The following is a 17,497-nucleotide window of genomic DNA, read 5'->3' as shown; positions in this document are numbered from 1 at the left end:
CATCCCATGATTCTATGATGGCCTCATGCCTGACGAGCCCGAGACCCTCGAACCCACCGCACGACCGGCCGGAACCCTCGCCCCGGCGGCCATCGTGGCGCCGCCAGGAGCGGCCCCCATCGCCGGAGATTCTTCCGCACCGGGACGGGCGCACCGCTGGACCCTCGGCCTCGTCACGCTCGGACTCGTCCTGGCCGCGCTGAACCTGCGTCCCGCCATCACCAGCCTCGGCGCCCTCCTCGAAGAGGTCAGCGCGGACCTCCACATGAGCGGCACCGTCGCCGGCGTCCTCACCTCCGTCCCGCCGCTCTGTTTCGCGATCTTCGGCATCACGGCCCCGCGCCTCGCCCGGCGCTTCGGCCCCGCGGCCGTCGTCTGCGCGGGCATGGCCGCGATCTTCGCGGGCCTCGTCCTGCGGCCCTTCGCCGGCGGTACGGCCGGCTTCCTCGCCGCCAGCGCCCTCGCCCTCATGGGCATCGCCGTCAGCAACGTCCTGATGCCGGTCATCGTCAAGCGGTACTTCCCCGACCGCATCGGCAGCATGACCGGCCTCTACTCGATGGCCCTGGCCCTGGGCACGTCCGTCGCGGCGGCCGCGACCGTCCCGATGACCCAGGCCCTCGGCGGGGACTGGCGCATCGGCCTCGGCGTCTGGGCCGCCGTCGCCGCGCTGGCGGTCCTGCCCTGGATCCCTCTCGTACGCGACCGCGACCGCGGCATCGCGGGCACAGGCACAGGCACCGGGAACGAGGCCGGGGCCAAGGTCAGGACCAGGGCCGAGGCCAAGACCACCAGGGCCGATGTCGAAGCCACGGCCACGGCCGACAAGGCCGCCGCCCCGCTGCGCATCACCCGCAGCCGCACCGCCTGGGCCCTCGGCTGCTTCTTCGGCCTCCAGGCCACCGGCGCCTACATCACCATGGGCTGGATGCCGCAGATCTTCCGGGACGCAGGCGTCCCCGCCTCCACCGCGGGTGTGCTCCTCGCCGTCACCATGGTCATGGGCGTCCCGCTGGCCTTCGTGATCCCCCGGCTCGCCACCCGGATGAAGAACCAGGGCCCGATCGTCGTCGCGCTCGGCCTCTGCGGCCTCAGCGGCTACACCGGCCTCTTCCTCGCCCCGGCCGCCGGAGCCTGGGTCTGGGCGCTGCTGCTCGGCATCTCCAACTGCTCGTTCCCGCTCGCCCTCACCATGATCGGCATGCGTTCGCGCACCGGCGCCGGAGTCGTCAGGCTCTCGGCCTTCGCGCAGAGCGTCGGCTACCTCATCTCCATCCCCGGGCCGCTCCTCGTCGGCGTGCTCTACCAGCACAGCGGCGGCTGGGGACTGCCGATCGCCCTCATGGGCGGTCTGATGGTGCCGCAGATGATCGTCGGCACCCTGGCAGGCAGGGACCGGACGGTCGAGGACGAATGCTGAGATGCGAGACTGTCGCCATGCCAGTTCTCGAACCCAATCCCCCGAACGGCCAGAAGAAGCTGCTCCTCGTGTTCGGCGCGATGATCGGCATCACGGTCGTCATCGCCGTGATCGCCTCGATCGCCTCCCCGTGAGGCGCGCTCACCCTGACCCGAGGTAGGGCTGGCCCCCGTATCCCCTAGGGGGCGGGTGTCAGGGTGAAGTGGGTGGATCACCGGATGGGCCGACCGGTCCGCGATCCCTAGGTTGGAGACAACAGGGAAAACGGAGCTCTCACCCACGGAGGCGGTCATGACGGCCCGTACGTACACCCGCGTCCGACCGGCCGTGACCGGCGTCGACACCCGGCTGCCCTGGTGGGCCCTCGCCCTTCCGGCGGCCGCCTTCGTCGCCCTCCTGCTGCTCATGGCCGGGTCCGAAGGGGCCCGTGCGCCCCTGGGTGACGCCGGGGCCGGACGGGTCCTGGAGCGGATCCAGCAAACGCTCTCTCTCTGAGTCGACATGAGCCGTTTCGTGCGAAGCTGATGACCATGAGCGTCGACACACCCCGCAGGATCGTGCTGCTCCGACACGCGAAGGCGGACTGGAACCAGGAGTCCGACCACGAGCGCCCCCTCGCCGACCGAGGACGCGCGGACGCCCCCGTGGCGGGCCGCAGACTCGCCGAGACCGGCATCGCCTTCGACCTGGCCCTCTGCTCGACCGCCACCAGGACGCGCGAGACCTGGAAGCTGGCCGTGCAGGCGCTGCCGGAGCGCCCCAGGACGGTGTACGAGGAGCGGCTGTACGAGGCCTCGCTCGGCGAGCTCATCGCCCTGCTCAACGAGACCTCGGAAGAGGTCTCCGACATCCTGGTCATCGGCCACAACCCCGGGATGCACGCACTCGCCGAGGCCCTCGCAGGTGACGCCGAGGGCGACCTCCTGCCCCGGATGCATCGCAGCGGCTTCCCGACCTCGGCCTTCGCCGTCCTCGGCTTCAACGGCTCCTGGAAGTCCCTGGAGCACGGCGCCGCACGGCTCGTCGACTTCTGGACCCCGCACGACTGATCCGTACGGGGTGCACCGCCGTACGGAAAGGGCCCGGCCGTCAGCGGACGGCCGGGCCCTTTCCCCTTGCCTCAGTGCAGCAGGTCCTCGCCGCCGTCCGCGGCCTCGACCTCTTCGCGGGTGATCCCCAGCAGGTACAGCACGGTGTCCAGGAACGGCACGTTCACCGCCGTGTGCGCGGCCTCCCGCACCACCGGCTTCGCGTTGAACGCCACGCCGAGCCCGGCCGCGTTCAGCATGTCCAGGTCGTTCGCCCCGTCGCCGATCGCCACGGTCTGCGCCAGCGGCACACCCGCCTCCGCCGCGAACCGGCGCAGCAGCCGCGCCTTGCCCGCCCGGTCCACGATCTCGCCGGTCACCCGGCCGGTGAGCTTGCCGTCCACGATCTCCAGGGTGTTGGCCGAGGCGAAGTCCAGCCCCAGCCGCTCCTTCAGATCGTCCGTGACCTGGGTGAACCCACCGGAGACGACACCGACCTGGTAGCCGAGCCGCTTCAGCGTCCGGATCAGGGTCCGGGCCCCGGGCGTCAACCGCACCTCGGAACGGACCTTGTCGACCACCGAGGCGTCGAGCCCGGCGAGCAGCTCCACCCGCGCGTGCAGCGACTGCTCGAAGTCCAGCTCGCCGCGCATCGCGGCCGCCGTCACCTCGGCGACCTTGTCCTCGCAGCCGGCGTGCGCCGCGAAGAGCTCGATCACCTCGTCCTGGATCAGCGTCGAGTCGACGTCCATGACGACGAGCCGCTGGGCCCGCCGGTGCAGCCCGGCGGAGACCACGGCCACATCGACCCCGATGGTGTGCGCCTCGGTGGCGAGAGCGGTCCGCAGCGGCTCCGTCCCACAGCCGGAGACGGCGAACTCGACGGCGGTGACCGGGTACTTCGCCAGCCGGAAGATGCGGTCGATGTTGCCGCCGCTCTCCGCGATCCTGGCCGCTATGGCCGCCGTCTGCTCCGCGGTGATGGGGTTGCCGAGCACGGTGACGTGCGAGCGCCCCTCACCCCGGGGACGGTTGTCGCCCGTACCGGAGATGATCTCGGCCTGGAGCTTCAGCGACTCGGCCCAGCTGTGGATGGTGGCCCTGAGCTCGCCCTGCGACGCGACGGTCGGCTCGGTGACGAGCGCGCACAGGACGAGGCGGCCCCGGGAGACCACCTGCTCGATGTCCACGACGTCGACGGAGTAGGCGGCGAGGGTGTCGAAGAGTCCCGCGGTGATCCCGGGACGGTCCTTCCCGAAGATCTTGACGAGAAGGGTGGGAACGTCTGAGGTCTGCGATGCGCTCATGGTGCTTCCACCGTATCGGGCAGCGTGCGCCGCCCGACCCCCCGTCCCGCCCAGCGGACACCCGGGTCGTCGTGGCCCCGTCCCGAAGCCGCCCCCCGGACGGGTTCCCGGGGCGTGTCCGCCGGGTCTTCACACGGCCCGACTTTCCGTTACGGGACCGGGCCTGAAATAGTTCCCCAGGATGATTCGCCATCCCTGGACTCCCAGCGACGGGGGTACATCGGGGGACAAGTAGTGGGGCATGGAGTGCCAGAACTCGTACTGGAATTGAACGGCAGGACCTGGACGCTCGATCCGTCCAGGTCGTACACCCTGGGCCGCGACCCGCAGGGCGACCTGGTGATCGACGACGCCAGGGTCTCGTGGCGCCACGCCACCATCAGCTGGGGCGGTCGCAGTTGGGTCATCGAGGACCACGGCTCGACCAACGGCACGTTCCTGCAGGGGCAGCGGATCCACCAGGTGGAGATCGGTCCCGGCTCGGCCGTCCACCTCGGCAACGCGACCGACGGCCCGCGGCTCAATCTCGCCGGTACCCCCGCCCAGCAGCAGGCTCCGGCGGTCCACCAGCAGGCCGCGCCCCAGGCGCCGGTCCACCAGGTCCCCGTACCCCAGGCCGCCGAGCAGGCCGAGTGGATCACGCACCAGGCCCCGCCGCAGCAGAACTGGCAGCAGCCGGCCCCGCCGCAGCAGCAGGTACCCCAGCAGCAGGTCCCGCCCCAGCAGGGACCCGGCCGGCCCGGTGCCGCCGCGGGCGCGTCGTCGGCGTACGCGGACCGCAGCCCCACCACGTTCCACCAGCTGGCACTCGGCCACGTCATGCGCATCGGCCGTGCCCTCGAGAACGAGCTGGTCGTCTCCGACCTCCAGGTCTCGCGGAACCACGCCGAGTTCCACGCGACGCCCGACGGACGCTTCGAGATCCGCGACCTCGGCTCGCACAACGGCACGTACGTCAACGGTCAGCCGATCCCCAAGGGCGGCACCGCCCTCCTCGGCCCGCAGGACATCGTCGGCGTCGGTCACTCGACCTTCCGGCTCGTCGGCGGCCAGCTCGAGGAGTTCGTCGACACCGGTTCGGTCTCCTTCTCGGCCCGCCACCTCACGGTCACGGTCGACGGCGGCAAGCAGATCCTCAAGGACGTCTCCTTCGGCGTCCCGGAGAAGTCGCTGATCGGTGTCATCGGCCCGTCCGGCTCCGGAAAGTCCACGCTGCTCAAGGCGCTGACCGGCTACCGCCCGGCCAACGAGGGCGACGTCCTCTACGACAACCGAAGCCTCTACAAGCAGTTCGCCGAGCTGCGCCAGCGCATCGGTCTGGTCCCGCAGGACGACATCCTGCACAAGGAGCTGACCGTCCAGAAGGCGCTCCGCTACGCCGCCAAGCTCCGCTTCCCCGGCGACACCGCCGAGTCCGAGCGCGAGGCCCGCATCGGCGAGGTGCTGCGCGAGCTCAAGCTCGACATCCACAAGGAGAAGAAGGTCACCTCCCTCTCCGGTGGTCAGCGCAAGCGCGTTTCGGTCGCCCTGGAGCTCCTCACCAAGCCGTCGCTGATCTTCCTGGACGAGCCGACCTCCGGCCTCGACCCGGGCATGGACCGCGATGTCATGCAGTTGCTCCGCGGCCTCGCCGACGACGGCCGCACGGTCCTCGTCGTCACCCACTCGGTGGCCGAGCTGGGCCTCTGCGACAAGCTGCTCGTGATGGCCCCCGGTGGCTCGGTGGCGTACTTCGGCCCGCCGGACGAGGCGCTGAACTTCTTCGGCTACTCCACCTGGGCCGATGTCTTCTCCGCCTTCGAGAACTACCGCGACTACGACTGGGCGGGCCGCTGGAAGGGCTCGCAGCACTACCAGCTGTACGCCGCGGACATCGACGCCGTCGCCGCGCAGCCCGTCCAGATGCCGCAGCGGGCGATGTCCCGGCCGCCGAAGCCGCAGGGCTGGGGCTCCCAGCTGTGGACGCTGATCCGCCGCTACGTCTCCGTGATCGCCTCCGACGTGGGCTTCATGGCCCTGATGGTGATCCTGCCGGCCGTCCTCGGCGCGGTGTCCGTGGTCATCCCCGCCGACTTCGGCCTCGGCAGGCCCACGCCCCCGTCCCGGTTCAACGGCGACGCCGGCACGATCATGCTGATCCTCGCGGTCGGCATGTGCTTCAGCGGCGCGGCCAACTCGGTCCGTGAGCTGATCAAGGAACGGGTCATCTACGAGCGGGAGCGTGCCGTCGGCCTGTCCCGCTCCGCGTACCTGATGTCCAAGGTCATCGTCCTCGGCCTGATCACGGCCTTCCAGGGCGTGATCATCTGCGCCATCGGCTTCTCCACGCGCGCGCTGCCCGAAGAGGGCCTGTTCATGCCGCCGGCCGTCGAGCTGTGCATCCAGGTCATCGGGCTCGGCCTGACCTCGATGATGGTCGGCCTGGTCATCTCCGCGCTGGTGAAGACCGCCGAGAAGACCATGCCGCTGCTCGTCATGTTCGCGATCATCCAGGTCGTGTTCACCGGCATCCTCTTCCAGGTGTACGACTCGCCCGGCCTGGAGCAGTTCGCCTGGCTCATGCCCTCCCGCTGGGGCATCGCCGGCGCCGGCGCCACCCTGGACCTGGCACACCTGATGCCGCCGTGGGACCAGAAGAACCCCTCGAACGTCGACCCGCTGTGGGACCACACGGTCGCCCAGTGGAGCCTCGACCTCGGCATCCAGCTGTTCATGGCCGCCGTCTGCTGCGTCGCCGTGGCGCGGCTGCTGCGCCGCCACGAGCCCGAGGTCATGCGCAAGTGACCGACTGAGCGACCCGTACGCCGAAGGGCGGCACCCCAGTGCGGGGGTGCCGCCCTTCGGCGTACGACAGCGGACTCGGGGCCAGGCCCTGTGCGATCAGTACGCGCTGTTGACGTTGTCGATCGAGCCGTAGCGGTCGGCCGCGTAGTTGGCGGCGGCGACGAGGTTGGCGACCGGGTCGTACTGGTCGAACTTGGTGCCCGGGATGTGGTAGGCCTTGAAGGTCGGGTAGATGACCTGCAGCAGGCCCTTCGACGGGACGCCGTTGATGGCGTTGATGTCCCAGTTGTTGATGGCCCGCGGGTTGCCGCTGGACTCACGCATGATGTTCTTGTGCAGGCCGTTGTACGTGCCCGGGATGTTGTGCTTGTCCATGATGAACAGCGCCTCGCGGATCCAGCCGTCGAGGTTGTTCGCGAAGACCGGGGTACGGGCGACGGAACGGCTCGCGGCGGTCTTCGCGGCGGCGCGCTTCTTGGCGTCGGCCTTGGCCTTCGCCGCGGCCTTCGCCTTCGCCTGGGCCTTCGCCTGGGCGGCGGCCTTCGCCTTCGCGTCCGCCTTGGCCTTGGCGGCCGCCTTGACCTTCGCGGCGGCGGCGGCCTTGGCCTTGGCTTCGGCCTCCTGCTTGGCCTTCAGGCCGACGGTGCTCTGCTGCTCGGTGACGCTCTCGGCCAGGGCCTTCGCCTGCGGGCTGTTCGCGTTGTACGACCAGGCCACCTGCTGCGTACCGGAGAGAGCCTGCGGCTCGGTCTCGGTGGACCCGCCGCCCTGCACCAGGGAGAGGGTGAGCGCGGCGGCGCTCAGAGCGGCGACACCGGCGATCGTGGCCTTGTGGGTCTTCTTCAGACCACGAATGTGGCCAGGGGTGTTCGCAGACATAACGGACTACCTCTTCGAATCGCTGGGGGTCGTCGCTCGGCCGGGGCGGCGCTGCGCCTTCATCGGCGGCGACGGGGGCAATTCTTAGCGGCAGCAAAATCCTGTGGCAAAGGTGTGACGTACGATCCCGGGTAGTGGATCAGGGGCGTGTGCACGGGCCACAGAAGCGCCCTTATGTCTGACTCACCCCACCCTGACCCGCCCTCCGGACGTCCACTAGGGGCCTTCGTAAGTGACCTGGGTCCTATGCCCGGGCTCACATCGGCCCCGTGGCGAACTCACCCGGCGTTGCACCGGCAATGCGCACCGTGAGCCCCCTCCTCCCCGGGGTGTACGCACCCTCCCGGGCCCTACGACCTAGGTCCCCCGTCCCCCTCCTACGCGGTCCCCGGACGGATACGGACCGTCACCACCCGCCGGTACGGTGAGGACATGAGCCATCGACCCAGCTCCGGCCTGGCCGCCGTGAGCACCGCACTGCTGGCGATGAGCCGCCATCTGGAGGTCCGCGACGTCCTCAAGACGATCGTCGCCTCCGCCCGCGAGCTGCTCGACGCCGAATACGCGGCCCTGGGCGTCCCCGACGACCACGGGGGCTTCGCCCAGTTCGTGGTCGACGGCGTCAGCGACGAGCAGTGGAAGGCCATCGGCCCGCTGCCCCGGCAGCACGGCATCCTCGCCGCCATGCTCCACAAGGCCGAGCCCGAGCGGCTCGCCGACGTCCGCGAGGACCCCCGCTTCGAGGGCTGGCCGGCCGCCCACCCCGAGATGTCCGACTTCCTCGGCCTCCCCGTCAGGGACGGCGACGAGACCCTCGGCGCCCTCTTCCTCGCCAACAAGCGCTGCCCGAAGGAGACCGGCGGCTGCGGCTTCACCGCCGAGGACGAGGAACTCCTCTCGATCCTCGCCCAGCACGCGGCCATCGCCCTCACCAACGCACGTCTGTACGAGCGCAGCCGCGAACTCACCATCGCCGAGGAGCGCTCCCGGCTCGCCCACGAGCTGCACGACGCCGTCAGCCAGAAGCTCTTCTCGCTCCGGCTGACCGCCCAGGCCGCCGCCGCCCTGGTCGACCGCGACCCCGCCCGCGCCAAGGGAGAGCTCCAGCAGGTCGCCGCCCTCGCCGCGGAGGCCGCCGACGAGCTGCGCGCCGCCGTCGTCGAGCTCCGGCCCGCCGCCCTCGACGAGGACGGTCTCGTCCACACCCTCCGTACCCACATCCAGGTCCTGGACCGTGCCCACACGGCCCGGGTCACCTTCGAGAGCCCCGGGACCCGCGCACTGCCCGCCGCGCAGGAGGAGGCCGTGCTCCGGGTGGCCCAGGAGGCCCTGCACAACGCCCTGCGGCACGCGGACGCGGAGCTCGTCACCGTCTCCCTCACCCGGGCCGGCCAGGGCGCGCGGCTCACCGTCGCCGACGACGGCAAGGGATTCGACCCGCGTACGGTCCGCAGCGCCGGACGCCACCTCGGCCTGGTCTCCATGCGGGACCGGGCGGGCGGCGTCGGCGGATCGCTCACCGTGACATCGGCCCCCGGCGAGGGCACCACGATCGAGATGGAGGTTCCCGGTGGCTGACAAGCGGATCCGTGTCCTGCTGGTCGACGACCACCAGGTCGTCCGGAGAGGACTGCGCACCTTTCTGGAGGTGCAGGACGACATAGAGGTGGTGGGGGAGGCCTCCGACGGCGACGAGGGCGTCGCCAGGGCCGAGGAGCTCCGCCCCGACGTGGTCCTCATGGACGTGAAGATGCCCGGCACGGACGGCATCGAGGCGCTGAAGCGGCTGCGCGAGCTCGACAACCCCGCGAGGGTCCTCGTCGTCACCAGCTTCACCGAGCAGCGCACGGTGGTCCCCGCGCTCCGCGCCGGTGCCTCCGGATACGTCTACAAGGACATCGACCCCGACGCCCTGGCCGGCGCGATCCGCTCCGTCCACGCGGGGCACGTCCTGCTCCAGGCCGAGGTCGCGGGCGCGCTCCTCGCCCAGGACGACTCCCACGGGGGTACGGGGCGGGGCCCGGCCCTCACGGAGCGGGAGCGGGAGGTCCTCGGCCTGATCGCGGACGGCCGGTCCAACCGGGAGATCGCCCGCGCGCTCGTCCTCTCCGAGAAGACGGTCAAGACGCATGTCTCGAACATCCTGATGAAGCTCGACCTCGCGGACCGCACCCAGGCGGCCCTCTGGGCGGTCCGGCACGGCCTCACCAACTGACGCGCCCCCTCGCGCGCCGGGCGCACGACCGTTCAGTCCTTCATACCGTCGTGTGTATGTCCCCCGTTCGGCGCAACCTCATGAGGGGGACGGCGTTCTCCATGGCGTGCTGCTGCTGACCGGCCGCAGCGATGACCAGGAGGATGTACCCAGTGAAGAACCTCAAGAAGGCCGCCGCCCTCACCATGGTCGCCGGTGGCATCGTCGCCGCCGGCGCGGGTGTCGCCTCCGCCCACGGCGCCGAGGCCACGGGCCAGGCCCTCAACTCGCCGGGCGTCGCCTCCGGCAACCTGGTGCAGGTCCCGGTCCACGTCCCCGTGAACGTCTCCGGCAACACGGTCAACGTGATCGGCCTGCTCAACCCGGCCTTCGGCAACCACGCCGTCAACGGCTGAGCCGCACCAGGACCGACCGGCCCCCGGAGGACCCCCCGGGGGCCGGCCCCATTTTCCGGTGCGGTGGGTTCAGAACCCCCGGTCCCGCTCCCTCTCCTCCACATACGCGTTGTACGCGGCGACCTGCGCCCGCCGGGCCACCCGCTCCACCGGCCGCAGCGCCTCCCCCCGCGCCGCCATCTCCGAAGCGCTCACCGCGCCCCCGTGCCCGTGGTCGTACGCCAGGTCCACGAGGAGTCCCACCCGCTGCGCCAGCTCGAGGACCCGCACCGCGCGCGGCGGATACCCCGGCGCCAGCACCTCCCGGCCCACCTCGGCCCGCGCCCGGTACGCCTCCCGGGCCGCGTCCGCCGCCGGCCCCGAGGCCGCCACGTCCAGCCGGGTCAGCACCGCCGTGGCGTCCCGCAGCGCCTCGGCCAGTTCCCGCTCGGCCTCGCCGAGCGACGGCACGTCCGCCGGCGGAGCCTCCCGTACGGCCAGACAGCGCCAGACCACCTCCACGTGCACATCACCCACCGGGCCCGCCTCCGAGACCTCCGGCACGAGACCGTACGGCGCGCCGTGGCCCACCGCCGCCTCCGCCGCCTCCAGGGCGCGCGCGTTGAAGTCCGGCGGTCCGCTGAGCCCCAGCGGATGCCCCGGCGCGGGCAGAGCCACCCGCCACCCGGTCACCCCGAGCCGCCGCAGCCGGCCCAGCGCCAGCGTCAGCCCCACCGGCCGCGCCTCACCCGGCAGCCCCTCCACGCGGTGCACCGCGTCCTCCCCGACAATGGCCAGCGCCGCCTCGTCCGGCGACACCGCCCCGGCCAGCAGGGCATTGCCCCATGCGGCCAGGCGTCCTGAGCGTGGTTCCGAAAGCATCCCCCAAGACTAGGGCGCGTCCGGGGGACGCAAAGGAAGCCCTAGGGACCGGCCCGCTCCGTCGATAACGTAGGTTTTCCCCTGGACGCCGCGCCCACCGGCGCAAGGCGACGACACGACTCGACCGCAAGGGGAGACAACGCGCTCATGAGCGATGTACTGGAGCTGGTGGACGTATCCGTGGTCCGCGACGGACGGGCTCTGGTGGACGAGGTCTCCTGGTCGGTCAAGGAGGGCGAGCGCTGGGTGATCCTCGGACCCAACGGCGCCGGCAAGACCACCCTTCTGAACATCGCCTCCAGCTACCTCTTCCCCACCAAGGGCACCGCCCACATCCTGGGCGAGCAGCTCGGCGGCGTCGGCACGGACGTGTTCGAGCTCCGTCCCCGCATCGGCATGGCCGGCATCGCCATGGCGGAGAAGCTCCCCAAGCGTCAGACCGTCCTGGAGACCGTCCTCACCGCCGCGTACGGCATGACCGCCACCTGGCACGAGGACTACGACCCGGTCGACGAGCAGCGCGCCAAGGCCTTCCTCGACCGCCTCGGCATGAACGACTACCTGGACCGCAGGTTCGGCACGCTCTCCGAGGGCGAGCGCAAGCGCACCCTGATCGCCCGCGCGATGATGACCGACCCCGAGCTCCTCCTCCTCGACGAGCCCGCCGCCGGTCTCGACCTCGGTGGCCGCGAGGACCTCGTCCGCCGGCTCGGCCGCCTCGCCCGCGACCCGTACGCCCCCTCCATGATCATGGTCACCCACCATGTCGAGGAGATCGCGCCCGGCTTCACCCACGTCCTGATGATCCGTCAGGGCAAGGTCCTCGCCGCCGGCCCGGTCGAGATGGAACTGACCTCCCGCAACCTCTCGCACTGCTTCGGCCTCCCGCTCGTCGTCGAGCGCGTCGGCGACCGCTGGACCGCCCACGGCCTGCCCCTCAAGTAACGGACACGGCGCCGACGTCCCGCACAGTCGCCCGCGCCCTGTCCCGGAGTGCCCCACCCGCCCTACCATGACCATGTGGACATCGACGCATGGGTCTGGTGGCTGATCGGCGCGGTGGGGCTCGGCATTCCGCTGGTCCTGACCGCGATGCCCGAGTTCGGCATGTTCTCCGTCGGAGCGGTCGCGGGGGCGGTGACCGCCGCGCTCGGCTTCGGCATCGTCGCCCAAGTGCTCGTCTTCGTCGTCGTCTCGGTGGCGCTCATCGCGGTGGTGCGCCCGATCGCCGCCCGCCACCGCGACGACAGGCCCCGACACGCCAGCGGGATCGACGCCCTGAAGGGCCGTCAGGCCATGGTTCTGGAACGGGTCGACGGCAACGGGGGCCGTATCAAGCTCGCGGGGGAGATCTGGTCCGCGCGCACCCTGGACTTCGGACAGAGCTTCGAACCGGGCGAACAGGTCGACGTGGTGGACATCGACGGGGCGACCGCCGTGGTCATGTGACCGAACCTCGCCCATGACGCTCCGCCATCTGGGAAACTGGATCATCGAAAGCAACCCGGCAGTCAACCGGCAGCGAAGGGCACGGGGAACACGATGTCAGCAGTCATCATCGTCCTGATCATTCTGGTGGTGCTCGTCTTCATCGCCCTGATCAAGACGATCCAGGTCATCCCGCAGGCGAGCGCGGCGATCGTGGAGCGCTTCGGCCGCTACACCCGCACGCTCAACGCCGGACTGAACATCGTCGTCCCGTTCATCGACTCGATCCGCAACCGGATCGACCTCCGTGAGCAGGTCGTCCCGTTCCCGCCGCAGCCGGTGATCACCCAGGACAACCTCGTCGTCAACATCGACACGGTCATCTACTACCAGGTGACCGACGCGAGGGCCGCGACGTACGAGGTCGCCAGCTACATCCAGGCGATCGAGCAGCTCACCGTCACCACCCTGCGCAACATCATCGGTGGCATGGACCTGGAGCGGACCCTGACCTCCCGCGAGGAGATCAACGCGGCCCTCCGCGGCGTCCTCGACGAGGCCACCGGCAAGTGGGGCATCCGCGTCAACCGCGTCGAGCTCAAGGCGATCGAGCCGCCGACCTCCATCCAGGACTCGATGGAGAAGCAGATGCGCGCCGAGCGCGACAAGCGCGCCGCGATCCTCACCGCGGAGGGCACCCGCCAGTCCGCGATCCTCACCGCCGAGGGCGAGAAGCAGTCCGCGATCCTGCGCGCCGAGGGCGAGTCGAAGGCTGCCGCGCTGCGCGCCGAGGGCGAGGCCCAGGCCGTCCGCACGGTCTTCGAGGCCATCCACGCCGGCGACCCCGACCAGAAGCTGCTGTCCTACCAGTACCTCCAGATGCTCCCGAAGATCGCCGAGGGCGACGCCAACAAGCTCTGGATCGTGCCCAGCGAGATCGGTGACGCCCTCAAGGGCCTCTCGGGAGCCTTCGGCAACAAGGACGGCAGCGTCCCCGGCTTCAACACCAAGGGAGTCGGGGCCCAGAGGCGAGACGAACCCCCGGTTGACTGACGCATACACGTAATCTTCGTGCATGATCGGTGCGAGCCCCTCGACCCCGACGACCTCGGGGCGGGGAGGCGACTCACTGACCGTGTAAGGAGATGGCGTTGTCCATCTGGGAAGCCCTGGCAGTCTTCGCCGCCGGCATCGGCGCCGGCACCATCAACACCATCGTCGGATCGGGAACGCTCATCACGTTCCCGGTCCTTCTCGCGACCGGTCTCCCACCGATCACCGCGAACGTCTCCAACGCCCTCGGCCTCGTACCGGGTTCCGTCAGCGGAGCCATCGGCTACCGACGCGAACTCAAGGGCCAGAAGCGCCGCATCCTCCGCCTCGGCGCCGCCGCCCTCCTCGGCGGCCTCGTCGGAGCGATCCTGCTGCTCGCACTGCCCTCCGCGGCCTTCGACGCGATCGTCCCGATCCTCATCGGCCTCGCGCTCGTCCTGGTCCTCTTCCAGCCCCGGATCTCGGCGGCGGTCAAGCGCCGCCGAGAACAGACCGGCACCGAGGCCCACCCCGACGGCGGCCCCGTCCTCCTCGTCGGCCTCTTCCTCGCCAGCATGTACGGCGGATACTTCGGCGCCGCGCAGGGCGTGCTCTACCTGTCCCTGATGGGCCTGCTGCTCCACGACAGCCTGCAGCGGATCAACGCCGTCAAGAACATCCTCGGCGCCCTCGTCAACGGCGTCGCCGCCGTCTTCTTCCTCTTCGTCGCCGAGTTCGACTGGACGGCCGTCCTGCTCATCGCCGTCGGCTCCACCATCGGCGGCCAGATCGGCGCCAAGGTCGGCCGGGGGCTGTCGCCCGCCGTCCTGCGCGGAGTGATCATCGCGGTCGGCATCGTGGCGATCGTCCAGCTGACGCTCCGCTAGCCGCCGTAAGGGCCCGTCCTCCCCACACCGGGGAAGGCGGGCCCACACCGTACGGGACAGGGTTACGCGGCCGCCTTCGCCAGCCACTCCGGGAGCTCCGAGCGCTCACTCGCCCGCATCGCGAGCAGCATCGCGTCGGCGGGCGTCGGCTCGAACGGCTGGAACAGCAGCGGCATCCCCGCCTGCTCCGGCGTCCTGGCGGCCTTGCGGTGGTTGTCCTCGGCGCAGGAGGCGACCGTGTTCAGCCAACTGTCCCCACCGCCCTGGGCACGCGGCACCACATGGTCGACGGTCGTCGCCCGCCGCCCGCAGTACGCGCACCGGTGTTGGTCCCGGACCAGCACCCCCCGTCTCGACCACGGTGCCTGTCTTCGGAACGGCACCCGTACGTAGCGGCAGAGCCTGATCACCCGCGGCACGGGCAGGTCGACGGCGGCACCGCGCACCCGCAGATCGGGATGGGCGTGCTCGACGACGGCCTTGTCCGTCAGGACGAGCACCACCGCACGGTTGAGAGTGACCGTCGACAGCGGCTCGAAGCTCGCGTTGAGTACCAGCGTGTCCCGCATTGTGCCCACCTCCCGTGTGCAGGCCCGGCCCCGGAGCGGGGCGGTGGGGCCTGGATCAACGATGGCCGGGCCGGCCGGGGTCGGACAACGCAATATTTCCCGCGCAACAAAAGATGCCCGCTTCTGATCTCTCCAAGACCAGAAGCGGGCAAACAACAAACGAACGATCAGACCGCCGCGGGAGCCGCGTACTCACCGATCAACTGGGCACGCCCCAGCGTGTGGAACCGCAGGTTGAACCCGACCACCGCCGGCGACACGTCGCCGTCGGGACCGAGCTTCTCGCTGTCCACCGCGTACACCGTGAACACATAGCGGTGCTGCTCTCCCGCCGGGGGAGCGGCGCCACCGAAGTCCTTCGAGCCGTAGTCGTTCCGGACGTGCACGGCACCGGCCGGCAGCCCCTCGAACGACCCCGACCCGGCGCCCACGGGCAGCTCCGTCACGGACGCCGGGATGTCGAACAGCACCCAGTGCCAGAACCCGCTGCCCGTCGGGGCGTCCGGGTCGAAACACGTCACGGCGAAGCTCTTCGTCCCCGCCGGGAACCCCTCCCAGCGCAGCTGCGGCGAGGTGTTCCCCGCCGCGTACACCTGCGCGTCCTTCAGGACCCCGCCCGGCGCGATGTCGTCGCTCACCACGGTGAACGTCTCCACCGGCGGATGGAAGTCATGGGGGAGAGGAGCCCTCTTGCCCTCGGACACGTCGAAACCTCCGTATCGCCCGTACTGCGTCAGCAGCCTTCGTACAGCCGAGCCTAGAGCCAGTTGCGACGCCCGCCGACCTCGGCGAGCCACTGGTTCAGGTAGGCCGCCCAGTCGGTCGTGTGGAAGTCGTGCAGACCCACCTTGAACGCGCGGAAGGAGTCGCTGCCCTCACCGAACAGACCCGGCTTCTTGTCCATCTCCAGGACGACGTCCATCTCACGGTCGTCCGCGACGAAGCTGACCTCGACCTGGTTCAGACCCCGGTACTGCTGCGGGGCGAAGAACTCGATCTCCTGGTAGAAGGGCAGCTTCTGGCGCGTCCCCCGGATGTGCCCGCGCTCCATGTCCGCGCTCTTGAAGCGGAAGCCCAGCTGCAGGAACGCGTCCAGGATCGCCTGCTGCGCCGGCAGCGGGTGCACGTTGACCGGGTCCAGGTCACCGGAGTCCACCGCGCGGGCGATCTCCAGCTCGGTCGTCACCCCGATGTTCATCCCGCGCAGCTGCTGCCCGGAGACGGAGGTCACCGGCGTCTCCCACGGAATGTCGAGACCGAACGGCACCACGTGCACCGCGCCGGCCTTCACCTCGAAGGCACCGCCCAGACGCACCTTGACGAATTCGATGTCCTGCTTGTGCTCCTGGTCGCCGCCCTCCACCTCGACCCGCGCCTGAAGCCCGACGGAGAGCCCCTCGATCTGCTGGTCGACGTTGCCGCCCTGGATGCGCACCTCGCCCTGGACGACACCGCCCGGGACCACGTTCTCCTCGGTGAGCACCGTCTCCACGGTGGCCCCACCGGCACCCAGGCTCGCGAGCAGCTTCTTGAATCCCATGACCTTCACTCCTTCTCAGTCCTGACCCCTACATACGCGCGACGACCGTAACCGGTTCCCCACCGGGTACCACTACGCTCGGGCGCCATGAGCGAGAGCCCCGACCGTACGCCGCTCCCGCGGGCCTTCTTCGACCGCCCGGTCCTCGATGTCGCCCCCGACCTCCTCGGCCGCACACTCGTCCGCCGTTCACCCGCGGGGCTGATGGAACTGCGCCTTACGGAGGTGGAGGCGTACGCCGGCGCGATCGACCCCGGCTCGCACGCCTTCCGGGGACGCACGGCACGCAATGCCGTCATGTTCGGCCCGCCCGGCCACGCGTACGTCTACTTCACCTACGGCATGTGGCACTGCCTGAACCTGGTGTGCGGTCCCGAGGGCGAGGCGAGCGGAGTGCTGCTGCGCGCGGGGGAGATCCTCAGCGGCACCGAGCTGGCCCGTCCCCGCCGCCGCTCGGCCCGGTACGACCACGAGCTGGCCAAGGGCCCCGCCCGCCTGGCCACGGCCCTCGACGTCGGCCTCTCCCTGAACGGCACGGACACCTGCACCGACCCGGACGCCCCCCTCACCCTCCTTACGGGCACTCCGCCGGCCCCGGAGCACATCCGCAACGGCCCTCGCACGGGCGTCGGCGGCGACGGAGCCCCCCACCCCTGGCGCTTCTGGATCGACGGGGACCCGAGCGTGAGTCCGTATCGACCCCACACGCCCCGGAAACGCCCACTTGACTCGAACCGTCCGACCGCCTAACGTAGCCCGAGCAGCTGGTTACGGGCCTGCTTGTTCAAGCACCCCGCAGCTGCCACCCACTACTCAAGATGACTCCCCAGCAGGGGCGTATTTCGGCATGCCGAAATTCGAATTCGAATGGCTCGATTATGAGCCGCCGATGAAATCAGCTAAAGTAGTGACCACGCCGAGAGGCGAAAGGCAGCCAACAGGCCACCGGATTACAAACTCCGAACCGGAAACGGAACGGAAAACGATCTGGTAAGGTTGGAAACACGAAGGGAAGCCCGGAGGAAAGCCCGAGAGGGTGAGTACAAAGGAAGCGTCCGTTCCTTGAGAACTCAACAGCGTGCCAAAAATCAACGCCAGATTAGTTGATACCCCGTCCATCTTCGGATGGCGAGGTTCCTTTGAAAGTCCTGC

At 70.2% G+C, this 17,497-nt stretch carries 20 protein-coding genes; 13 read left to right on the top strand and 7 right to left on the bottom strand.

Annotated features, from left to right (window positions below; translation table 11 throughout):
• Positions 1-25: 25 nt before the first annotated feature.
• The 4 genes from IE311_RS05185 (at position 26) to IE311_RS05175 (ending at position 2,469) form a co-directional block, all read left to right on the top strand.
• Positions 26-1,420: a CynX/NimT family MFS transporter gene (locus IE311_RS05185; RefSeq protein WP_189830368.1), complete on the top strand. Its 1,395-nt coding sequence runs from the start codon at positions 26-28 to the stop codon at positions 1,418-1,420.
• Between the two features lie 17 nt (positions 1,421-1,437).
• Positions 1,438-1,554: an SGM_5486 family transporter-associated protein gene (locus tag IE311_RS37045; protein WP_268257172.1), complete on the top strand. Its 117-nt coding sequence runs from the start codon at positions 1,438-1,440 to the stop codon at positions 1,552-1,554.
• A gap of 157 nt (positions 1,555-1,711) precedes the next feature.
• Complete coding sequence (locus tag IE311_RS05180; RefSeq protein ID WP_189830367.1) at positions 1,712-1,915, top strand: hypothetical protein; 204 nt, start codon at positions 1,712-1,714, stop codon at positions 1,913-1,915.
• A 35-nt stretch (positions 1,916-1,950) separates the two neighbouring features.
• Complete coding sequence (locus IE311_RS05175; protein WP_189830366.1) at positions 1,951-2,469, top strand: SixA phosphatase family protein; 519 nt, start codon at positions 1,951-1,953, stop codon at positions 2,467-2,469.
• Between the two features lie 71 nt (positions 2,470-2,540).
• On the opposite strand, the gene serB is transcribed toward IE311_RS05175, so the two are convergent.
• A complete protein-coding gene (gene serB / locus IE311_RS05170) occupies positions 2,541-3,755 on the bottom strand; it encodes a phosphoserine phosphatase SerB (RefSeq protein WP_189830365.1) in 1,215 nt (404 codons plus the stop codon).
• A 234-nt stretch (positions 3,756-3,989) separates the two neighbouring features.
• Here serB and IE311_RS05165 point away from each other — a divergent pair, with 234 nt between their 5' ends.
• The gene (locus IE311_RS05165; protein ID WP_189830364.1) at positions 3,990-6,539 is read left to right on the top strand and encodes an ABC transporter ATP-binding protein/permease; all 2,550 of its coding nucleotides are present in this window, start codon (positions 3,990-3,992) and stop codon (positions 6,537-6,539) included.
• Between the two features lie 96 nt (positions 6,540-6,635).
• Here IE311_RS05165 and IE311_RS05160 read toward each other — a convergent pair whose 3' ends face one another.
• On the bottom strand, positions 6,636-7,418 hold the full coding sequence (locus IE311_RS05160) for a transglycosylase SLT domain-containing protein (RefSeq protein WP_189830363.1): 783 nt from the start codon (positions 7,416-7,418) through the stop codon (positions 6,636-6,638).
• 432 nt (positions 7,419-7,850) lie between these two features.
• Between IE311_RS05160 and IE311_RS05155 the strand changes: the two genes are divergently transcribed.
• The 3 genes from IE311_RS05155 (at position 7,851) to IE311_RS05145 (ending at position 10,028) form a co-directional block, all read left to right on the top strand.
• On the top strand, positions 7,851-8,996 hold the full coding sequence (locus tag IE311_RS05155) for a GAF domain-containing sensor histidine kinase (protein ID WP_189830362.1): 1,146 nt from the start codon (positions 7,851-7,853) through the stop codon (positions 8,994-8,996).
• Complete coding sequence (locus tag IE311_RS05150) at positions 8,989-9,633, top strand: response regulator (protein ID WP_189830361.1); 645 nt, start codon at positions 8,989-8,991, stop codon at positions 9,631-9,633. Before IE311_RS05155 ends, IE311_RS05150 begins: the two co-directional genes overlap by 8 nt.
• Positions 9,634-9,785: 152 nt before the next feature.
• Positions 9,786-10,028, top strand: a complete 243-nt coding sequence (locus tag IE311_RS05145; RefSeq protein WP_189830360.1) for a chaplin — start codon at positions 9,786-9,788, stop codon at positions 10,026-10,028.
• A gap of 69 nt (positions 10,029-10,097) precedes the next feature.
• Here IE311_RS05145 and IE311_RS05140 read toward each other — a convergent pair whose 3' ends face one another.
• Complete coding sequence (locus tag IE311_RS05140; RefSeq protein ID WP_189830359.1) at positions 10,098-10,889, bottom strand: hypothetical protein; 792 nt, start codon at positions 10,887-10,889, stop codon at positions 10,098-10,100.
• 147 nt (positions 10,890-11,036) lie between these two features.
• Between IE311_RS05140 and IE311_RS05135 the strand changes: the two genes are divergently transcribed.
• From IE311_RS05135 to IE311_RS05120, 4 genes are all read left to right on the top strand, one after another.
• Positions 11,037-11,834: an ABC transporter ATP-binding protein gene (locus tag IE311_RS05135; protein ID WP_189830358.1), complete on the top strand. Its 798-nt coding sequence runs from the start codon at positions 11,037-11,039 to the stop codon at positions 11,832-11,834.
• Positions 11,835-11,909: 75 nt separating this feature from the next.
• Positions 11,910-12,338: an NfeD family protein gene (locus IE311_RS05130; RefSeq protein ID WP_189830357.1), complete on the top strand. Its 429-nt coding sequence runs from the start codon at positions 11,910-11,912 to the stop codon at positions 12,336-12,338.
• 93 nt (positions 12,339-12,431) lie between these two features.
• A complete protein-coding gene (locus IE311_RS05125) occupies positions 12,432-13,370 on the top strand; it encodes an SPFH domain-containing protein (protein WP_189830356.1) in 939 nt (312 codons plus the stop codon).
• A gap of 92 nt (positions 13,371-13,462) precedes the next feature.
• The gene (locus IE311_RS05120; protein ID WP_189830355.1) at positions 13,463-14,236 is read left to right on the top strand and encodes a sulfite exporter TauE/SafE family protein; all 774 of its coding nucleotides are present in this window, start codon (positions 13,463-13,465) and stop codon (positions 14,234-14,236) included.
• Between the two features lie 62 nt (positions 14,237-14,298).
• Here IE311_RS05120 and IE311_RS05115 read toward each other — a convergent pair whose 3' ends face one another.
• The 3 genes from IE311_RS05115 to IE311_RS05105 form a co-directional block, all read right to left on the bottom strand.
• Positions 14,299-14,805 carry an HNH endonuclease gene (locus IE311_RS05115; RefSeq protein ID WP_189830354.1) on the bottom strand — a complete coding sequence of 169 codons (507 nt, stop codon included), beginning with the start codon at positions 14,803-14,805 and terminating at the stop codon, positions 14,299-14,301.
• A 167-nt stretch (positions 14,806-14,972) separates the two neighbouring features.
• Positions 14,973-15,509, bottom strand: coding sequence for a YbhB/YbcL family Raf kinase inhibitor-like protein (locus IE311_RS05110; RefSeq protein ID WP_189830353.1), 537 nt, complete (start codon positions 15,507-15,509; stop codon positions 14,973-14,975).
• Positions 15,510-15,562: 53 nt separating this feature from the next.
• Positions 15,563-16,345 carry a sporulation protein gene (locus IE311_RS05105; protein WP_189830352.1) on the bottom strand — a complete coding sequence of 261 codons (783 nt, stop codon included), beginning with the start codon at positions 16,343-16,345 and terminating at the stop codon, positions 15,563-15,565.
• An 87-nt stretch (positions 16,346-16,432) separates the two neighbouring features.
• On the opposite strand from IE311_RS05105, the gene IE311_RS05100 reads away from it, so the two are divergent.
• A complete protein-coding gene (locus tag IE311_RS05100) occupies positions 16,433-17,095 on the top strand; it encodes a DNA-3-methyladenine glycosylase (protein WP_189830351.1) in 663 nt (220 codons plus the stop codon).
• 126 nt (positions 17,096-17,221) lie between these two features.
• Here IE311_RS05100 and IE311_RS36565 read toward each other — a convergent pair.
• Positions 17,222-17,497, bottom strand: a 276-nt coding sequence (locus IE311_RS36565; protein ID WP_229901743.1) for a hypothetical protein, incomplete at its 5' end; no start/stop codon positions are given.

Source organism: Streptomyces zaomyceticus, assembly GCF_014656215.1.
GTDB classification, from domain to species: Bacteria; Actinomycetota; Actinomycetes; order Streptomycetales; family Streptomycetaceae; genus Streptomyces; species Streptomyces zaomyceticus.
Note: the sequence above shows the minus strand (reverse complement) of the source record. Positions and strands in the feature narration are given on the sequence as shown.